Below are 19,124 nucleotides of genomic sequence, written 5' to 3'. Positions count from 1 at the left end.
ACGTTGTGGAGTCACCCCGCCATGCAGGCAGAACCGAAGAAATCGCTGGTGGGGGTGGACTTCGAGGTCGAGGTCGGCCCGGTGGCCCATGGCGGGCACTGCATCGCCCGGACCGCCGACGGCCAGGTCCTGTTCGTCCGGCACACGCTTCCCGGTGAGCGCGTCGTGGCACGGGTGACCGAGGGCGAGGAGGGGGCGCGGTTCCTGCGGGCGGACGCCGTGGAGATCCTGGACGCGTCCAAGGACCGGATCGAGGCGCCCTGCCCCTTCGCCGGCCCGGGTCGCTGCGGCGGCTGCGACTGGCAGCACGCCAAACCGGGTGCGCAGCGGCGGCTCAAGGGCGAGGTCGTCGCCGAGCAGTTGCAGCGCCTCGCCGGGCTCACGCCGGAGGACGTCGGCTGGGACGGCACGGTGATGCCGGCCGAGGGCGACAAGCTGCCGGCCGGTGAGGTGCCCGGGTGGCGGACGCGCGTGCAGTACGCGGTGGACGCGGACGGCAACGCCGGTCTGCGCCGGCACCGCTCGCACGAGGTCGAGGTCATCGACCACTGCATGATCGCGGCGCCGGGCGTCAGCGAGCTGGGCATCGAGGCGCGGGACTGGGCCGGGATGGCGTCGGTGGACGCGATCGCGGCGACCGGTTCACAGGACCGCATGGTCATCCTGGAACCCCGCCCGGGCGCCCGCCTTCCCCTCGTCGAGCTCGACAAGCCCGTCTCCGTCATGCGCGTCGACGAGAAGGACGGCGGCATCCACCGCGTCCACGGCCGCGCGTTCGTGCGCGAGCGGGCCGACGGGCGCACGCACCGCGTGGGCAGCGGCGGCTTCTGGCAGGTCCACCCGATGGCGGCCGACACCCTGGTGAAGGCGGTCATGCAGGGGCTGCTCCCGCGCAAGGGCGAGATGGCGCTCGACCTGTACTGCGGGGTCGGCCTCTTCGCGGGCGCGCTCGCCGACCGCCTCGGCGACAAGGGCGCGGTCCTCGGCATCGAGTCCGGCAAGCGGGCCGTCGAGGACGCCCGGCACAACCTCGCCGACTTCGACCGCGTCCGCATCGAGCAGGGCAAGGTGGAGTCGGTCCTGCCTCGCACCGGGATCACGGAGGTCGACCTGATCGTCCTGGATCCGCCGCGGGCGGGGGCCGGACGCAAGACGGTGGAGCATCTCGCCGGGCTGGGAGCGCGGAGGATCGCGTACGTGGCGTGCGATCCGGCGGCGCTGGCCCGGGATCTGGGGTACTTCCGGGACGGGGGGTACCGGGTGCGGTCGCTTCGGGTGTTCGACCTGTTTCCGATGACTTCGCATGTTGAGTGCGTGGCGATTCTCGAGCCTGCGGGCAAGGGTGCCTGACCTGCGGTTTTGTGCTCTGGTGGGTTGCTCGACCTGTTTCCCTCCGTGCAGCGGGTTCGAGCGGACGGATCACTCTTGTAGCTCGCTGACCTGCGGATTCGTGAGCGAGGTGCTTGCATCGGCGACGCCTTCAGAGGGTCGTTCGGAGATTCCTGACGCTCGGATGACGCTCGAAGCGGAAGTCCCTGCTGCACCGCCGCAGGCGATGCGAGTGACCATTCCGGCCCCATTTTCTTTGGAGGCCAAGAACGCGGCCCGACCGCACACGTTGATACCGATCAGGTATCATCTCTGCATGGCGATGACTCTCCGACTCCCGGACGACCTTGACGCGAAGCTCACCGAGCGGGCTCGTCGGGAGGGTCGCAGCAAGCAGGAACTTGCCATCGAGGCCATCCGTGAAGCCCAGGACCGGGCCGAGCTGAAGGTCGATGACGTCCTGGCCGAGCTGATGGACAGCGATGCGGAGATTCTGGACTACCTGAAGTGACCGGCGTGCGCTACCTCCAGATCGACGAGATCCTGGCCATCGCCCGCACGGTCAACGGTACCGAGCACAGTGTGCGTGACATGGGACTTCTGGTGTCGGCGATCGAACGGCCCCGGACCAACGTGTTCGGAGCCGAGCTGTATCCCACGCTGCACGAGAAGGCGGCGGCGCTGCTGCACTCCGTCGCCCGCAATCACGCGCTGATCGACGGCAACAAGCGCACCGCCTGGCTCGCCATGCGTGTCTTCCTGCGGTTCAACGGCGTGAGTGCCGGTACCGGCCCGCCGCCCGTCTCCGTTGCCGGACCGTTCGTCGAGGACGTCGCGCAGGACATCGTCGATGTGCCGGCCATCGCCAAGCGCCTGTCGGCCTGGTTCCCAGTGCCCTGATGTTCGACATCGTGAGGTCCGGGGTGGAACGAGGTTCCGTGCGCGGTGTCGGCTTCTGGCACTCCGCCGGGTGGGCTGGTCCAGTCCTGTGGGGCGTCCGTTCAGCGGGTGGATGCGTATGGCGGCAGGCATCTCGGAAGAGCCTCATGCCGGTGGGCGCGGTATCGCCGGCCACGCTCGTGAACCCGGTGCACGACGCGTGACCGGCCGCTCTTCGCCCGGGCTCCGTTGGTGTCCTGCCGCAGCCGTATATGCAGATGGGCGCCCCGCTGGGTGCAACCCAGGTGGGTTGCGTCCGGCAGCTGTCCTATCGCCGCAGCCCCAGGGCTTCCCCGATCCTCACTGCCAGGTCCCGGGCGTGATCCGCCAGCCGCTGTCAGTAGAGCGAAAGCCGCCTCGGCACCGGGGATGAATCGGGTGACGAGGCGGCTTTCACGAACTTACTGAGAGCTGCGGCATGACACGGGCTGTGCGTAAGCCAACAGAGCCCCCTGCGGTCTGCGACGTTCCCACTTGGCATCGCGGCCGTGAGGCATGCTGGAGGGCTGGCCTTCTGGATCCGCCTGGTTCAGGTCGCTGATGTGGTGACTGCCGAACCGACAGCCTTACGGCCAGGACGAGATTGAGATCAACTCGCGTGCATGTCGTCGACGGAGAAGGTGCCGTCGGTGGTGGTGCCGGTGTCGGACTGGTTGAGGAAGATGTTGAACTGCGAGAGGTGGGCCAGGTCCTCCGGGGTGAGACGCCGGTCGGAGTTCTCGGTGTCCCAGGGCGCCGGGCGGAAGTCGGCAAAGGGGATCTCCACCACGCCGCTCTCGGTGCCGGCCATGGACGGGTACGCCTCGTATGCGACGCCGTTGGCAACGAGCTGGAGCACCAGCTTGTGGCGCGAGCCGTCCGGTTTGAGCCACAAGGAAAGCTTGTGGAACTCGGACCAGTCACCTTCGAGGCGCCTGCCGATTCCCGTGTAGTTCTGGAAGCCGAAGTCGTAGTCGAACCGAAGGGCGTTACGGCCCGAGCCGACCGCGTCCTGCGACAGGGAGATGGTGTTGGTGCCGTACGGGCTGTACGCGGTACGCAGGTCGGCGTCGTCGACGTAACCCTCGAAGTCGTCCACGACACCGGCGGGCAGCGGGGGCTTCTCGCCGAGGGCCACGCGGTGGTCCACGGTGAGCGTCCGGTGGCCGGGCAGGATGGCTCGTACCTTGAGCGTGGTCAGGGTGTTGTCGAGGTTCTCCTCGCCGATGTTCCAGGTGCCGGTGTAGTAGCCCGTCGTAGGGTCGAGCCGCAGTGGGTGGCGCGTCGGATCGTCACCGACGGTGAAGTAGACGCGCTGCGAGCGGGCGTCCGTGACGCGGGCGCGGACGGTGGTGGTCGCCGTGGTGACGCGTTGACCGTCGGTGGGGGACGGGACGTGCAGGAACGGGGCGTGCCGTTCGGTGCGGACCCTGCGGTTGAAGACGTCCCGACGATCGAGGTCGGAGCTGAAGAGTGAGTCCTCGTCGGCCGCGAACTGCTGGAAGTCCGAAAGAAGTTCGTGCTCCGGAAGGGATCCGAGCGCGGGGTACGGCACGAAGAACTGGTCGGTGCCGAAGTTTGTCCACGTCATCATGTACGAGGTCCGTGCGGCATCCGGATCCGCGGCGAGAGCGTCGAGGAGCTGGGTGTACCACTTCAGGTTGCCGTTCTGGCCGTTGGGCTTCAGGGCGCCGCTCTCGCCGAACTCGGTGAACGCGGACACCTTGCCGCGCTCCTGCGCTATGCGGGCGAGCATGCCCAGGTCGGTGACCACGGCGTTGCGCCACTGCTGCGAGCCGTCGGTGCCGTCGTAGTTGTCGTAGCCGAGGATGTCGACGTAGTTGTCACCCGGGTACGTACGCAGGTAGACGTCGTCCTTTCCGCCGTAGCCGCCGCCGGGCGAGTACGCGTAGAGGAAGTTGTGCACGTGCTTGGTGTCGCGAAGGTACTCGACGGTGTAGCGCCACAACTCGATGTACTGGGACGGTGAGGCGTGGGCGGCGCCCCACCAGAACCAGGAACCGCTGTTCTCGTGGAAGGGACGGAAGACGACCGGGATCGGGTTGCCTTCGTCGTCCCTGATGGCATGCGCGAGCCGCGCGACACGGTCGAGATAGGCGGTGAACTCGGCGTTGTGGTCACCGCCCGGCAGAATGCGCTGGACCACATTGCCGGTGGTGTCACCGTAGTTGCCGCCGGTGACGAAGTTGTTCATATGGGCGCTGATGGTGTTGATTGCCCCGGTGCGGTGGGCGTCCTTGATCAGTTCGACGAAGGTGGTGAACTTCTCGTCCGGTGTGCCGGGAGAGGACCCGTAGCCCTGGTCGCTCATGTCCCAGCCGAACACGGCGGGGTAGTCGCCGACTCCGGCCCGTACATCCGACGCGACCCCGTCCGCCTTGTCGAACGTGACCCCGAACTCGGTGGTCTGCTGGTGGCCGAACAGGATGCCCTTGCCGCGCCCGTCTCGCAGGTAGGAGAACAAGGAGCGGGTCTCGGCGGTCGCCCGTGAGTCCGTCAAGTGCACTGGACGCGACGTGGGGCGATGGCGGTCCGACGCTGCCGGGGCCGCCGTGGCGGCGGTGGCGAACAGGCCGACGGTGAGGGCGCAGACTGCTGTCAGCGCTGTCAGCGCTGTCAGCCGTCGACGGACACCGTCGGCTCTGAGGGGGTTCTTCACGTGCCTCTCCTGTGATCGCATCTGTGGGCAGTACCTCCGATGCATGGATGTGGCTCATCGGCATGGCCCGGTCGGCCAGGCCGCGACTGGGGTCAGACGGTGGTCAGACGGCGGTGCGGTGGAGTTCGAGCGGAGCTCTCGTCCCGGGCCGGAGCGTGGAGGCCGCGGCTGCCGCGGCGCCGATGAGACCGGCGTCCATGGCGTGCTGTGACGGGGCGATGTCCAGTCCGCGGGTGAAGCTCAAGGTCGCGTAGGACGCCAGATGGCGGCGCAGGGGAGTGAAGAGCACGTCGCCGGCTTGTGCGACGCCGCCACCGATGACGACGCGGTCGAGTTCCACCAGGGTGGCGGTGGCGGCGATCCCGGCGGCCAGCGCCTGTGCAGCCCGGTCGAACACGGCGAGGGCGGTGGCGTTGCCGCCGCGCGCCGAGGCCGCGACGGACATTGCTGTTGCCGCGGTCCCCGACGGGGGGAGCCACCCCGCATCCAGGGCATGCCGCGCGATGGCGGTACCACTGGCCAGCAGTTCCACGCAGCCCCGGGATCCGCAGGGACAGTGCTCCCCGTCAAGGTCCACGCTGATGTGGCCTATGTGACCGGCATTGCCGGTGGTTCCGGTGTGCAGACGCCCGTCAAGGACGAGGCCGCCTCCGACACCGGTGGACACCACCATGCACAGTGCGTTCGCGACGTCTCGTGCGGCGCCCGTCCAGTGTTCGGCCGCTGTCATGGCGACCGCGTCACCGAGGAGGATCGGCCGTCTTCCGGTGGGGAGGCCGGGGTGTGCTGCGACCTTGTCGACCAGCGGAAAGTCGCGCCAGGCGGGGATGTTGACGGGGCTGACGCGACCGGCGCCGGTGTCGACCGGGCCGGCGCTCCCGATGCCCCAACAGGACACGGACCGCCACGACGGCTGCGTGGACAGTTCGTTCAGGACGGCGGTGACCGCAGCCATGACCGTACTCGCGGAGTCGTGGACGGGCGTCGGTCTCTCGGCGCGTGCGAGCACCCGGCCTTCCTGACTGACCACTGCGCCGGCGATCTTCGTCCCTCCGATGTCGAGAGCCCCGTACATGGTTGTCGTGTCCCTTCGTCGCATGATCCGCGGGAGGCGCCGCCCGGCGGGGCCTCGCTGTGTCGAGCTTCGACATCGGTGTCAGGCAGTAAATGTGCGAGCCGAACTTTCCGTGCGCGTGCCTTTCCGGCTCGATGACAGCGTGCGAGCCGGCAGGAGCCGAGCTGTCTGCCTCGATGACGAGCCATGGTGGCGTACGGAAGATGCGGGCCGAGGCCCGCAAGCAGGTGCAGGCGGCTTGGATGTCGAGGGCTGCCGGCCTGCTTGACGTTAGGAGCGCGGGCGACCTCTGGCAAGAGGGTCAAGGGAATAAGTTCGGCTCCCGATTAAAGTTCTTGCGTCCCGTGCGTAGACGCGCGACCCCTGCGCCGGGCTCGAAAGTGACGGCCGCCCGGCACCTGAAGGGCTGGGCGGCCGTCGATCTCTGCGTGCGAAACACCGCGCCGGGGCGGGGCGGTGCACTTTCTGTCGCTACGGCACCGGCTGGGTACGGTCCGCGGTGGCGCTGACCGCTACTTCGGGGTCCGGCTCGCCGAGTGCGGTCGGCAGGGGAAGGCTCCCTTGGCGCAGCGGTACCAGTTCGGCCCGCAGCACCATCGAGGCCGCTCCGATGGCGGGAGCGGTGGCAGCCGAGTCCGACAGGCGTGTGACGACCGGATGTGCGGCGCGGGCGAAGAAGGTGCGGTCCAACTCCTCCTGGATCACGGGCAGGTACATGGAACCGGCGACCGCCAGGCCGGGGCCGGTGAGGACGACCGTCTCCAGATCCATGACATTGGCGAGTGCTCGGGTGGCGAGGGCGAGCCAGCGTGCGGAGTTCTCCAGGAGTTTCCGGGCGCCGGCGTCCCCGAGCCGGGCGGCCCGGGCGACAGCCGCGAAATCGGCCGCCACTGAGGGGCGCTGTCCGCCGGGCCCCTGGGTCAGCCCGGCGGCCCTGGCGATCCGTGCGTCGGCGCGTGCCTGGGTCACGATGGCGGCCGGACCGGCGAGTGCTTCCGTGCACCCGCGCGCACCGCACCAGCAGTCAGGGCCGTCGACGTCGAGGCACATGTGGCCGATCTCGCCGGCATTGCCGCTGGGGCCGCGGTAGACGACCCCGTCGATCATGAGTCCGGCGCCGATGCCGGTACCCATGTAGACGGCGGCGAAGCTCGGAGTGCCACGGAGCATGCCCGACCAGTGCTCGCCCAGGGTTGCCGCGGTGGCGTCGTTCTCCAGAAGAACCGGCAGCCCGGTGGCCTCGGCCAGCGCCTGGTCGAGGGGGAACTCCTCCCAGTGCCGCATCGTGGGGGGTGTCAGGAGCATGCCACTGGTCGGTGTGAGTGGCCCGGGTGACACCAGCCCGAGGCCGAGGACCAGTTCACGCCTGATGCCCACACCCTGGATGAGCTTGTTCACCTCGTCCGCCATGCGGGCCACCACAGCGGGGGGGTCGTCCGTTCCCGCGCCGGCCCTGGACATCCGGGCCACCATCGAGCCGCCCAGGTCGGTCAGCGCGTAGGTGATTCCCGAGTGGTCCAGATGGACACCGACCGCGTAGCGCGAACTCTGGTTGAGGGCCAGCAGGGTCCGTGGTTTGCCTCCGGTGGATTCCGATCGACCCACCTCGGTCACCAGTCCGTCGTCGATGAGGCGCCGCACCACGGTCGAGATCGTGGCGCCCGTGAATCCCGTCGCCTTGATCAACCGGACGCGGCTGATGGTTCCGGCCGCCCTGATGACGTCCAGCACCGCGGCCCTGCTGGTCGCATGGGGCATATCCCTTGCCGGCCCACCCATCGACATCCTCCCGGCGCCCCAGCGGGCGCTCCGCTTCAGCCGGTAGCCCGGCGTCGATCAGTTTATTTGCAGCACGAACATAGCAATGGCCGCACGCGGTGAGCAGTGCTGTCGCGATACCGGAAGGCCGTAAGCCGTACCGGTGGCGGAGGGCGAGCGGGTTCCAGGGTCGCGCGACTGCCCAACGAAAGCATCTCGACTTCCCGTCGATGTGTTGACTTTCTTTCTTCGCCAGCTTAACAATCTCGCCACACAAGTATGGTTCCCGGCCCGAGAGGCGGCTCCGGGGGCCCGCCCGTCCGGCAAAGGACCGCCTCGGGAGAGTGGCTGAATATGTCCAGGTTTCGTAGTGAGTCGCGTCGTGTCAGCATCGCGGGGGCCATGGCCCTCGGCCTCGTGCTCACGGGTTGCAGCGGCGGAGGGGGCGGTGCCGGCGGTGGCGGCTCCGACACGCTGGTCGCCTACACCGGTCAGAGCGGCGATTACCAGATCAACTTCAACCCGTACTCGCCGACCGTGATCGACGGTCCCGGCACCATCTTCGAGCCGCTGTTCTTCTACAACATCGCGCGCAAGGAGCAGCCCAAGCCCCGCCTGGGCACGGCCTTCTCGTGGAACAAGGAGGGCACCGAGCTGTCCATCAGCCTGCGGTCGGACGCCAAGTGGAGCGACGGGCAGCAGTTCACCGCGGACGACGTCGTCTTCACCCTCGACATGATCCGCAAGAACCCCGGCATGAACGGCGCAGGATACAACGGAACCGCCAAGGCCGTCGACGCCACGCACGTGAAGATCACTTTCGACAAGCCGTCCTTCAGTGACGGCCCGCAGATCCTCGGCAAGTCCTGGATCGTGCCCAAGCACATCTGGTCGAAGAAGGCCAAGCCGGCCGAGGACGTGGTGAAGGAGCCGGTCGGCACAGGCCCCTTCAAGCTGGCCGAGTTCAAGCCGCAGGCGTTCACCCTCGAGGCCAACGAGGACTACTACGGGGGCGCCCCGGCCCTGAAGAAGGTCCGCTTCGTGGCGCTGTCCGGCAACCAGTCGGCCGCCGACGCCCTCAAGGCCGGACAGATCGACTGGTTCACCGGACCCGTGCCCGACATCCAGAACGTCGAGAAGAACTATCCGGGCTACAAGGCCATCACCGTCCCGATGAACCAGATGGCCCTGTTCACCTGCTCCAGCACGGAACTCGGCTGCTCAGGGCCGCAGACCGACCCGGCAGTCCGCAAGGCCATCTACTACGCACTGGACCGTACCCAGCTCAACGCTCTGGCCTTCGAGAACACCGCGAGTGAGATCTCGCCCGGCTTCGCCCTGCCCGAGCGGGACAAGGCGGTCGTGTCCTCCAAGCTCACCGATCGCACCGCGCCGATGAACCCGAGCACGGACAAGGCCGACGACCTGCTGAAGAGCGCCGGCTACGCCAAGGGCTCCGACGGCATCTACGCCAAGGACGGCAAGAAGCTGGCGCTCACGGTCAAGGTCGTCTCCGGCTGGACCGACTACATCACCGCCGTCAACACGATGGCCGAGCAGCTGAAGAAGGCGGGCATCAAGCTCACCGCCCAGCAGGTGTCATGGAACGAGTGGTCGGACGCCCGCGGCCGTGGCCAGTACCAGCTGCTGATCGACTCCCTGAACCAGGGGCCCGCCCCCGACCCGTACTACCTGTACAGCTACTTCTTCTCCTCGAAGACCACCGCACCGGTCGGCGAGACGGCCAACCCGAACTTCGCCCGGTTCAAGAACGCCGAGGTGGACGACGCCCTCAACGCCCTGAAGGCCATCGACCCGCAGGACACCGCCGCCCGGCAGCCGTACTACGACACCGTCCAGGCCGAGATCGAGAAGTCGATGCCGTACATCCCGGTCCTCACCGGCGGCACCACGAGTGAGTACAACGCCCGCAAGTTCACCGGCTGGCCCTCCGAGGACAACCTCTACGCCTTCCCCGCGGTCTGGGGCCGTCCCGACTACTCGCAGATCTACATGACCCTCAAGCCCGCCAAGTGAGGCAGGGGGACGTGAACAAGCCCGACGAGGAGGAGCGCATCATGATCGGCAGTGAGCGATGAGGTACTACGCCCGCAAACTCGGTTTCTATCTCATCGCCCTGTGGGCGGCCGTCACCCTCAACTTCTTCATCCCGCGGATGATGCCGGGGAACCCGGTGGACACGCTGATGGCGAAGCTGCAACAGCGCGGCGGCACGGTGGACCCCTCGGCACGCCGGGCCTACGAACTCCTCCTCGGGGCCGACAACAGCGACTCACTCGTGCAGCAGTACGTCTCCTACCTGGGCAATCTGCTGCACGGCGACTTCGGCGTCTCGGTCAGCTCGTACCCCGCGAAGGTGTCGGACGTGATCGGGCAGTCGCTGCCCTGGACCATCGTCCTGATCGGCATGGCGACGCTGATCTCCTTCGTCCTCGGTCTCGCCCTCGGGACGGTGGTGGGCTGGAAGCGCGGCACCTGGCTGGACTCGATCATCCCCAGTACCACCGTGCTCGCGGCCGTGCCGTACTTCTGGCTGGCCCTCATCCTGGCGGCGCTGCTCTCCTCCGGCCTGCAGTGGTTCCCCCTGCTCGGCGGATACGACGTGTCCCTCGCCATGGGCTGGAACTGGCCGTTCATCTCCTCGGCCATCTATCACGGCATCCTGCCCGCGCTCACCATCGTGATCTCGTCCGTGGGCGGATGGCTCCTCGGGATGCGCAACATGATGGTCTCTACCGCGGCCGAGGACTACATCCTCACGGCCCGGGCCAAGGGTCTGCGCAGCAACCGCGTCATGATCCGCTACGCCGCACGCAACGCGGCCCTTCCCTCGGTGGCGGGGTTCGCGACCTCGCTCGGCTTCGTGGTGTCGGGCTCCGTCATCACCGAGCAGGTCTTCTCCTACCCCGGCATCGGCGGCCGTCTGCTGCAGGCCGTCGAGAACAACGACTACGCGTTGATGCAGGGCATCTTCCTGGTCATCACCATCGCGGTCCTGGGGGCCAACCTGATCGTGGACCTGCTGTACGGGCTGATCGACCCCCGTACCCGAGCGAGCAACTGAGGACCCTTCATGACGAGTGTCATTCCCCCCTCCAACGGGCTGGAGGAACTGCCCCCGGGCGCCGAACCCGGCGCCGCGTCCGCCCCCGCTTCCACTCGGCGCACCGGTTGGCGGGCCATGCTCCCCACCTGGTCGCCGAAGCTGGCGATCGGGCTCGGCCTGGTGGTGGTCATCGCCCTGTTCGGCCTGGTCGGACCGCTGCTCGCCGGCAACCCTGACACCATCCGCAACATCGGCCTCACCTCACCCAGCAGCGACCACTGGCTCGGCACCACCCAGACCGGCCAGGACGTCCTCGACCAACTCACCCACGCCACCCGTGGATCGCTTCAGATCGGGCTCCTCGTCGGCGTCATGGCCACCGCCCTGTCCGCCCTTTTCGGAGTGATCGGCGCCTACGCGGGCGGCATCCTCGACGAGGCGTTCTCGCTGTTCTCCAACGTCATGCTGGTCATCCCCGGCCTGCCACTGGTCATCGTCATCTCCGGGTTCGTCCCCGCCGAGCAGCGTGGATCGTGGACCATCGCCCTCGTCCTCGCCGTCACCGGCTGGGCGGCCTCCGCGCGCGTGCTGCGCGCCCAGACCCTCTCCGTACGCAACCGCGACTATGTGGCCGCGTCCAAGGTCGCCGGAGAGAAGCCCTGGCGGGTCATCTGCGTCGAGATCCTGCCGAACCTGCTGCCGGTGCTGGCCTCGCAGTTCGTCTTCGCGGTGATCGCCGCCATCCTCAGCGAGGCCGGCCTGTCCTTCCTGGGACTCGGCGCCTCCAACTCCTCCACGCTGGGCACGATGCTGTACTTCGCGCAGAACGGCTTCGCGCTGCAGCGGGAGGCGTGGTGGTGGTTCGTGCCACCCGGCCTGATCATCGCCGCCTTCGGCTGCGGCCTCGCGCTGATCAACCTCAGCCTCGACGAGATCATCAACCCGCGACTGCGCCGCGTCGGCCGCAAGCGCGCGGCTTCCCGAAAGAGCCGGACCTCCGCTGTCAGGAGCACCGCCGCATGACCGCCAACCTGTCGCCGGACGCCGCTCCGGCAACCGAGAACGCCGCCCGGGAGCCAGTCCTGACGGTGCGGGACTTGAACGTCGTGTACCAGAGCGATCCGCCCGTGCACGCCGTCAAGGACGTTTCCCTCACCCTGCACCGGGGCGAGATCCTCGGCCTCGCCGGCGAGTCGGGCTGTGGCAAGAGCACCCTCGCGTACGCGATCAACCGCCTCCACGAGTGGCCGGCCGACGTCTCCTCCGGATCGGTCACCTTCCACGACCGCGACGGGGAGGACCTGGACCTGCTGGCGTTGCGCCGTGAGGAACTGCGCGCGTTCCGCTGGTCGAAGCTTTCGATGGTGTTCCAGGGGGCGATGAACGCCCTCAACCCCGTCACCTCCGTACGCGCACAGCTGGACGACGTCCTCACCACGCACCGCCCCGACATGTCCAAGCAGGACCGCCGGGCGCGCTGCGCGGAGGTGCTGGAACTCGTCGGTGTCGAGCCCCGCCGGATGGACTCGTATCCGCACGAACTATCCGGCGGCATGCGGCAGCGCGTGATGATCGCCATGGCCCTGCTGCTCGACCCGCAGGTCATGATCATGGACGAGCCCACCACCGCCCTCGATGTCCTGGTGCAACGCGGAATCCTGCGCGAGATCCTGCGCCTGCGCGACGAGTTGGGATTCGCCGTCATCTTCATCACCCACGACCTACCGCTGCTGCTCGAACTCAGCGACCGCATCGCGGTGATGCTGCGCGGCGAGATCGTCGAGTACGAGGAGGCCGAAACGATTTACCACCGGCCGCAGCACCCATACACGCGCCGACTCCTCGATTCCTTCCCGCGGTTGACGGGCGAACGGGGTGCTTTCGTGCAGCGCGACGCGACCACCACCGGGAGCCTTGGATGACCACGCTGGAAGTACGGGATCTCGTCAAGGACTTCACGCTCAGGTCCGGGTTGCGCCGGACCCGGATGCGCGCCGTCCACCGTGTCGGCTTCACCCTCGCGCCCGGACGCACCGTGGCCCTGGTCGGTGCCTCCGGCTCCGGCAAGTCCACGGTCGCCCGCATGATCGCCCGGCTGGAGAAGCCCTCGTCCGGCACGATCGCCGCCGTAGGCCCTGACGGGGCGAGGGTCGAGGACCGCCACTATCGCGACCACGTCCAGATGGTTTTCCAGGACCCGTTCGCCTCGCTCAACCCGTTCCACAGCATCGAGCACCATTTGGCCCGCCCTCTGATACTGCACGGCCGAGCGAAGGGGCGCGAGGAGGTCAGGGAGAACGCGGCGCAGCTCCTGGAGCGGGTGAGTCTGCCGGTCGACCTGATGGACCGGCGTCCGCACGAACTCTCGGGCGGACAGCGTCAGCGTGTCGCCATCGCCCGCGCTCTCGCGCCCGGTGCGCGGGTCATCGTCGCCGACGAGCCGGTCTCCATGCTGGACGTGTCCAGCCGCCTCGGCATTCTCAATCTCCTGGCGAGGCTGCAGCGGGAGGACGACCTCGCCGTCCTGTACATCACCCACGACCTGGCCACGGCACGGCACTTCTCCGACAGCATCCTGGTGATGAACCGCGGCCGGATCGTCGAGCGCGGCCCGGCCGACGACGTCATCCTCACCCCGCAGCACCCGTACACCCAGACCCTGGCCGACGCGGCCCCCAACCCCGATCTGCGCGGCCGTCTTCTCACGGCGGACCCCGAGCCGAAGGCGACCTCCGATCGTGATCACCTCACGTACGACCATGAGGCCGGCGGCTGGGTCGACATCGATGCAGACGCCGCCGTGGCGGTGTGAGACATGTCGAGTACGGACGACCTGCTGACCTGGGCGGGTGGCGGCGCCGAGCTGATGCTCGGGATCGCCCCCGACCGACCGGTCCGGCTGCTGTCACTGCGCCCCGCAGGCGCAGCCACCGCTCCGCCGCCCTCTCTGGCGGATGCCGCCCCACTGGTCGAGGTCCAGCTCCTCGGCCAGGGACGGTTCCCCGGCAGCCATCGCTACGCCGACACCACGGTTGGCGCCCGCCTGCGCTACGTGGACCACAGCAGCACCATGAGCGGCGACGGCAGTGCGGAACTGACGGTCTCCCAGCGCGACCCGGCCACCGGCCTGAGCGCTACCAGCGTCTTCCGCGCGGCCCCGGGCAGCCCGGCGGTCCACACCTGGACCGAACTGGCGACCGATGGTGTGACGCTCACGGTGCAGGCCGTCACCTCGGCATGCACCGGCGCCTTCCTCACCGACGCCGGGCTGGGGGTCGACGACTTCGATCTCGTGTACGGCGACAGTGACTGGGTCGCCGAATCGCGCTGGCACCGCACGCCGTTGAGGTGCGTCGGCCTCGCCGTGATGGACCCCGAGGTGCACCACCACGCACCCCGCAGCCGCTTCGGGCTGACCTCACGCAGCTCGTGGTCCACCGGGGAACACCTGCCCACCGGCGCCCTGGTGGCCCGCGACGACTCCTGGGCGCTGGCCTGGCAGATCGAGCACAACGGGGCCTGGCACTGGGAAGTCGGCGAGCGCCGGCACGGTGCCTACCTTGCCCTGCTCGGTCCCACCGACACCGAACACCAGTGGTCCACCGATCTCCGACCCGGTCATGGGTTCACCACGGTCCCGGTGTCGCTCGCCGTGGCGGCAGGCGGAGTGGATGAGGCCATTGCTGCTCTGACCCTGCAGCGCCGCACCCTGCTGCGCACCCGTCCGGCTCTCCTACCCGTCGTCTTCAACGACTACATGAACACGTTGATGGGCGATCCGACCACGGCGCGACTGCTGCCGTTGATCGACGCCGCCGCATCGGCGGGCGCCGACATCTTCTGCGTGGACGCGGGCTGGTACGACGAGGACGGCGGCTGGTGGGACAGCGTGGGGGAGTGGCGCCCGTCGACAACGCGTTTTCCCGGCGGGCTCGTCGAGGTCATGGACCGTATCCGGGAACGCCGTATGGTGCCGGGCATCTGGCTCGAACCGGAGGTGATCGGGGTCCGCTCCCCGCTGGCCCGCACCCTGCCCGACGAGGCGTTCTTCCAGCGCGGCGGCACACGGGTCACCGAACACGGCCGCCATCACCTGGACCTGCGGCACCCTGCGGCCCGCACCCACCTGGACGACGTCGTGGACCGCCTGGTGGCCGAGCTCGGCGTCGGCTACTTCAAGTTCGACTACAACATCATGCCGGGCCCGGGCACCGACCTCGGCGGCCTCGCTCCTGGCGCGGGACTGCTTGACCACAACCGGGCCCATCTGGACTGGCTCGACGCCCTGCTGGACCGTCACCCAGGACTGTTGATCGAGAACTGCGCGTCCGGGGCGATGCGGATGGACTACGCGCTGTTGTCCCGGCTGCACCTTCAGTCGACCTCCGACCAGCAGAATCCGCTCCTGTATCCGCCGATCGCGGCAGCCGCGCCGGCCTCGGTCCTGCCCGAGCAGTGCGGCAACTGGGCCTACGCGCAGCCCGAGATGCGTCCCGACGAGGCGGCGTTCACGCTGGCCACCGGTGTGCTGGGCAGGCTGTACCTCTCCGGCCACCTGAACCGGATGACCCAGGAGCAACTGGACCTGGTGCGTGAGGCGGTGGCCGTGCACCGCAAGGTGCTGCCGTTCGTGGCGTCCGCCCTGCCGTTCTGGCCACTGGGCCTGACCGGTACCGACGGTGCGTGGATCGCCACCGGCCTGCGCTCCGCCACCTCCCCGCACGAGACCCTGCTGACGGTGTGGCGGATGCCCGACGCCCCGGACCACGTCCTGCTGCCGGTCCCGCACCTGCGTGGCCGGGAGGCTCGGCCGGAGGTCGTCTTCCCCGCGGCGGCGAAGGGCTGGAGCGTGCACTGGGACGCTGAGCGCGGCGAGCTCCGGCTCGACAGTGGGACGCAGGGGCCGACGGCATGTGTGGTGCGGCTCGACTCAAGCACGTAGCGCAACCACGACAAGGCCGGGGCCCGCCGACACACGGTCGGTGGGCCCCGGCCTTGTGTCGGGGCTTGTCAGCTTGCGGGGATCACACGCGTGTCACCCGCAGTAGCACCAGCCGCTCCGGATGCAGCGCCGGCGCCTGCAGTCCGGCCTCCGCGAGTGCGGCTCCGGGAAGTTCGACGCCCTCCTTCGTCCACCACGGCAGGTGCAGTCCCCAGTGGTGTGCGTTGCCGTCCGGGATGTCGCCCGGAGCCTGGGGGCGTACGTGGTAGACGGTGTCCGGGTCGAGGCCGGGCAGCCGCATCGCGCCGGTGGGGTAGAGCTCGGACGTGCTGGTGGCGACCAGCGCGTAGACGGCCTCCGACCGGTCTTCGGCGACCACGCCGTGCACCTGGTACGCGGGGTCGGCGTGGTCGGCGTGCACAGCCGTCCCTGAGTGCAGCAGCGGGCGCAGTTCCTTGTACAGAGCCACCCACTGCTTCAGGCGCTCCAGATCCTCCGGCGCGGCGGAGGTCAGGTCCCACTCGATACCGAAGTGGCCGAACAGCGCGGTGCCGGCCCGGAAGTCGAGCGGATGGCTGCGGCCCGTGGTGTGGGATACCGGCGAACCGACGTGCGTCCCCATCAACTCCAGCGGCACCAGCACGTTGGTCCACCGCTGGATCTGCTGCCGCTCCAGCGCGTCGATGCAGTCGGACACCCACACCCGGTCCGTGCGCTCCAAGATCCCGAGGTCCACGCGGCCGCCGCCCGACGAACAGGACTCGATCTCCACGCCCGGGTGCCGCGACCGCAGTTCGTCGAGGAGCCTGTAGACGGCCAGTGTCTGGTCGTGGACACCGGCCCGTCCGGTTGGCTGGTGTCCGGCCTCGACGAGATCCCGGTTGTGGTCCCACTTCAGGTACGCAATGGGGTACTCCGTCAGGAGGCTGTCCAAGCGGTCGAGGATGTACGCGTACGCCTCGGGCCGGGCGAGATCGAGGACCTGCTGGTTGCGGGCGGCGCCCGGCAGGCGGTTGCCGGGCGCCATGATCCAGTCGGGGTGCGCACGGGCTAGGTCGGAGTCCTCGTTGATCATCTCCGGCTCCACCCAGAGCCCGAACTCCATGCCGAGCGCCGTGACATGGTCCGTCAGCGGGCCGAGCCCCTTGGGCCACATCTCGTCGGAGACGTACCAGTCACCAAGTGCCCGCCGGTCGTCACGGCGTGCGCCGAACCAGCCGTCGTCGAGCACGAACCGTTCCGCGCCCACCGCCGCCGCCGCGTCCGCGAGCTGCTTGAGCCGGTCCAGGTCCTGGTCGAAGTAGACCGCTTCCCAGGTGTTGACGACCACAGGGCGGGGCGAGGACGGGTGGTGCGGGCGGGCCCGCAGATGGCGGTGGAAGCGGGCCGACACCTCGTCCAGGCCGTGCCCGTAGGCGCCGTACTGCCAGGGCGTGGTGTAGCTGTCGCCGGCGCCGAGCAGCATCTCGCCGGAGAGGAGCAGTTCCCCGGAGCCGAGCAGCGCCACGGAGTGGAAGGTGCGCTCTGCGAAGGTGCGGTGGTTGCCGGACCAGGCCGTGTGCACGGCCCACACCTCGCCGCTGCGGTTGCCGAAGCCCTGGGTGCCGGCCGCGAGCAGGTACGCAGAGTCGAAACCGGTGCGGCCCGTACGGTTCTCGCGGACCCGGAGGCCCTGGGTGAAAGCGGTGCGCTGCGGGCTGCGTTCACGCAGGTGGTGGCCGGTGAAGTCGAGGAGTTCCACGGCCGCGGGCGGCACGGGGAGGGTGAGGTTGACCGCGTCCACGGCGAACGGGGTGTCCGCGCGGTTGGCCACGGTGGCGCGCTGGCGCACCAGCCCTTCGGGGGTCAGCTCGATGGTCAGCGTCAGATCGAGGGCTGCCACAGCGTCCCGCGCGTGCACGACGACGGTGCCGGGCCGGTTCCCGCGGGGGCCTTCGCCGGCCGTGAGTTCGGTGCCGGTGACACGGAAGGCTGACGAGAAGTCCGCTCCGCCGCGGTGGCCCACCAGGCCCGGAGTGCCCAGCCAGCCTGCAGACTGCTCGGGCAGAACGGAGACTTCGACGGGCCGGTCCACGGAGAAGCCGATCGGCTGGCGCTGTGCGGCGAGCCGGAGCGAGTGGAGATGGGTGGCAGAGAGTTCTCCCAGGTCGGCCCCCCAGTGCAGGATGCGGGGGAGGGTGTCCGCCGACAGGTCCAGGACGAGGGCGGTGCCTGCGGCGTGCAGGTGAACCAGGTCAGGGCTGGGCATGAGGGATTGAGCTGACACAGTCGGTGCTTCCTCGCAGTGGGGTGTCGATGCCTCGTGACTTACTTAAGTTGGCGACGTAACACTGCTGGAGCCTAATGCCCACGCCGTGAGGGCACCAGAGCCCGGCATGCTCGATCGGTTACCCCGCGCCGCTTTTCAACGACGCCGTCGTCGTCGCGTCGCGCGTCGGCTTCGTCCTCACCGACGCGCTGCAGGCTCTGTACGGTCCGGCGATCCCGGCCTTCCGTGAGGAGCTCGGCTCTCCCCGTCGGGTGGGGGTCTCGGACTGGGCACCCACTTCGTCGGCGGTGTCGCCGGGGTGCTGCTCTTCGACCGGCTCCTCCGAAGGCTCGGCAACCGGCAGATCCTCGCCAGTTCGTACGTGCCGATGGCGGTCGGGGCCGCAGGCGTCGCACTCGCGCCGCCCTGGCCCCGCCCTGGCCGCGGCGCTGCTCGCCGGCCTCGGCTTCGGCGGTATCGGCTACGGCCTCATCCAGTTGTTCGCGGTCGGTTTCGGGCGCCGCTCGACCGCCCTGCTGAATATCCTCAACGCGCACTTCGGGGCCGGTGCGATTCTCGGCCCGATGCTGATCGGCGCGGTCGGCTCCGCCCATTACCCGGAGGTCTTCCTCGGTTTCGCCGCGGCCGGCCTGCCGCTCCTGCTGTGTCTGAAGGGCGTACGCGACCGGGCGCCCGAACCGTCCTCCTCGGCGCATACCCCACGTCCACGGTCGGCCGGTTCCTGGTAGCGCCGACCGTGCTGCGCTCCTCGGCCCAGGCCATCATCACGGTCTCCTGCGTGGGCATGGCCGTCAGTCTCGTGCTCGCGGTGGTTCCGGCCCTGGCTCCGTACGCATACGCGGGCGTCGGACTCTTCACCGCGCCGATCTTCCGCGCGGTGCCGCTGCTGCTGTGCGGCGTCTCCGCGGCAGGTCTGGCCGCCACGCTCTGGCTGATCCACGCCACCCGCATCCATTGATCGACATCTTTCCCCCTCCAAGGGCCGTCAGGATGCATCCCACTCGTTGACTTACTTAATTCGTCAACGTAACAATGCTCGGAACCTGTGGTCTCGCTGGGAGAACACCAGAGCCCAGCGGAGACGGA

15 protein-coding genes are annotated in these 19,124 nt (G+C 68.9%); 11 read left to right on the top strand and 4 right to left on the bottom strand.

Going from position 1 to position 19,124, the window contains the following annotated elements; all coding sequences use genetic code 11:
- The first annotated feature begins 21 nt into the window (after positions 1 to 21).
- The 3 genes from OG885_RS12530 to OG885_RS12520 all read left to right on the top strand — a co-directional run bounded on the left by OG885_RS12530 (position 22) and on the right by OG885_RS12520 (position 2,229).
- Positions 22 to 1,350 carry a class I SAM-dependent RNA methyltransferase gene (locus OG885_RS12530; protein WP_405730388.1) on the top strand — a complete coding sequence of 443 codons (1,329 nt, stop codon included), beginning with the start codon at positions 22 to 24 and terminating at the stop codon, positions 1,348 to 1,350.
- A gap of 295 nt (positions 1,351 to 1,645) precedes the next feature.
- Positions 1,646 to 1,840 (top strand): ribbon-helix-helix protein, CopG family, encoded by a 195-nt coding sequence (locus tag OG885_RS12525; protein ID WP_030862426.1) that lies wholly within the window; start codon positions 1,646 to 1,648, stop codon positions 1,838 to 1,840.
- A complete protein-coding gene (locus tag OG885_RS12520; RefSeq protein ID WP_405730385.1) occupies positions 1,837 to 2,229 on the top strand; it encodes a type II toxin-antitoxin system death-on-curing family toxin in 393 nt (130 codons plus the stop codon). Before OG885_RS12525 ends, OG885_RS12520 begins: the two co-directional genes overlap by 4 nt.
- Before the next feature lie 628 nt (positions 2,230 to 2,857).
- Here the strand turns inward: OG885_RS12520 and OG885_RS12515 are convergent.
- The 3 genes from OG885_RS12515 to OG885_RS12505 all read right to left on the bottom strand — a co-directional run bounded on the left by OG885_RS12515 (position 2,858) and on the right by OG885_RS12505 (position 7,760).
- Positions 2,858 to 4,927: a glycosyl hydrolase gene (locus tag OG885_RS12515; protein ID WP_405730383.1), complete on the bottom strand. Its 2,070-nt coding sequence runs from the start codon at positions 4,925 to 4,927 to the stop codon at positions 2,858 to 2,860.
- Between the two features lie 103 nt (positions 4,928 to 5,030).
- The gene (locus tag OG885_RS12510) at positions 5,031 to 6,002 is read right to left on the bottom strand and encodes an ROK family protein (RefSeq protein ID WP_405730381.1); all 972 of its coding nucleotides are present in this window, start codon (positions 6,000 to 6,002) and stop codon (positions 5,031 to 5,033) included.
- Between the two features lie 471 nt (positions 6,003 to 6,473).
- Positions 6,474 to 7,760 (bottom strand): ROK family transcriptional regulator, encoded by a 1,287-nt coding sequence (locus OG885_RS12505; protein WP_386749180.1) that lies wholly within the window; start codon positions 7,758 to 7,760, stop codon positions 6,474 to 6,476.
- Between the two features lie 354 nt (positions 7,761 to 8,114).
- On the opposite strand from OG885_RS12505, the gene OG885_RS12500 reads away from it, so the two are divergent.
- From OG885_RS12500 to OG885_RS12475, 6 genes are read left to right on the top strand one after another with little or no spacing between them, the layout of a single operon-like run.
- The gene (locus OG885_RS12500) at positions 8,115 to 9,797 is read left to right on the top strand and encodes an ABC transporter substrate-binding protein (protein ID WP_405730379.1); all 1,683 of its coding nucleotides are present in this window, start codon (positions 8,115 to 8,117) and stop codon (positions 9,795 to 9,797) included.
- A gap of 58 nt (positions 9,798 to 9,855) precedes the next feature.
- Complete coding sequence (locus OG885_RS12495; RefSeq protein WP_405730377.1) at positions 9,856 to 10,845, top strand: ABC transporter permease; 990 nt, start codon at positions 9,856 to 9,858, stop codon at positions 10,843 to 10,845.
- 9 nt (positions 10,846 to 10,854) lie between these two features.
- Complete coding sequence (locus OG885_RS12490; protein ID WP_405730375.1) at positions 10,855 to 11,850, top strand: ABC transporter permease; 996 nt, start codon at positions 10,855 to 10,857, stop codon at positions 11,848 to 11,850.
- Positions 11,847 to 12,749, top strand: coding sequence for an ABC transporter ATP-binding protein (locus tag OG885_RS12485; protein ID WP_386649572.1), 903 nt, complete (start codon positions 11,847 to 11,849; stop codon positions 12,747 to 12,749). The genes OG885_RS12490 and OG885_RS12485 overlap by 4 nt, the downstream gene beginning before the upstream one ends.
- Positions 12,746 to 13,639 carry an ABC transporter ATP-binding protein gene (locus OG885_RS12480; RefSeq protein ID WP_386749188.1) on the top strand — a complete coding sequence of 298 codons (894 nt, stop codon included), beginning with the start codon at positions 12,746 to 12,748 and terminating at the stop codon, positions 13,637 to 13,639. Before OG885_RS12485 ends, OG885_RS12480 begins: the two co-directional genes overlap by 4 nt.
- A gap of 3 nt (positions 13,640 to 13,642) precedes the next feature.
- Entirely contained in the window at positions 13,643 to 15,769 is a 2,127-nt protein-coding gene (locus OG885_RS12475) for an alpha-galactosidase (RefSeq protein ID WP_405730372.1), read from the top strand.
- A gap of 82 nt (positions 15,770 to 15,851) precedes the next feature.
- Here the strand turns inward: OG885_RS12475 and OG885_RS12470 are convergent, their stop codons facing one another.
- On the bottom strand, positions 15,852 to 18,017 hold the full coding sequence (locus OG885_RS12470) for an alpha-galactosidase (RefSeq protein WP_405730370.1): 2,166 nt from the start codon (positions 18,015 to 18,017) through the stop codon (positions 15,852 to 15,854).
- Between the two features lie 272 nt (positions 18,018 to 18,289).
- On the opposite strand from OG885_RS12470, the gene OG885_RS12465 reads away from it, so the two are divergent.
- Together OG885_RS12465 and OG885_RS12460 are read left to right on the top strand one after the other, a co-directional pair.
- Entirely contained in the window at positions 18,290 to 18,766 is a 477-nt protein-coding gene (locus OG885_RS12465) for a hypothetical protein (protein WP_405730368.1), read from the top strand.
- Between the two features lie 8 nt (positions 18,767 to 18,774).
- Complete coding sequence (locus OG885_RS12460; RefSeq protein ID WP_405730366.1) at positions 18,775 to 18,996, top strand: hypothetical protein; 222 nt, start codon at positions 18,775 to 18,777, stop codon at positions 18,994 to 18,996.
- The last annotated feature ends 128 nt before the right edge of the window (positions 18,997 to 19,124 follow it).

The sequence above is a fragment of the Streptomyces sp. NBC_00028 genome (genome assembly GCF_045041065.1).
In the GTDB taxonomy this organism is placed as follows: Bacteria; Actinomycetota; Actinomycetes; order Streptomycetales; family Streptomycetaceae; genus Streptomyces.
The sequence above is the reverse complement of the archived record's forward strand: the minus strand, read 5'-3'. Positions and strand labels throughout refer to the sequence as shown.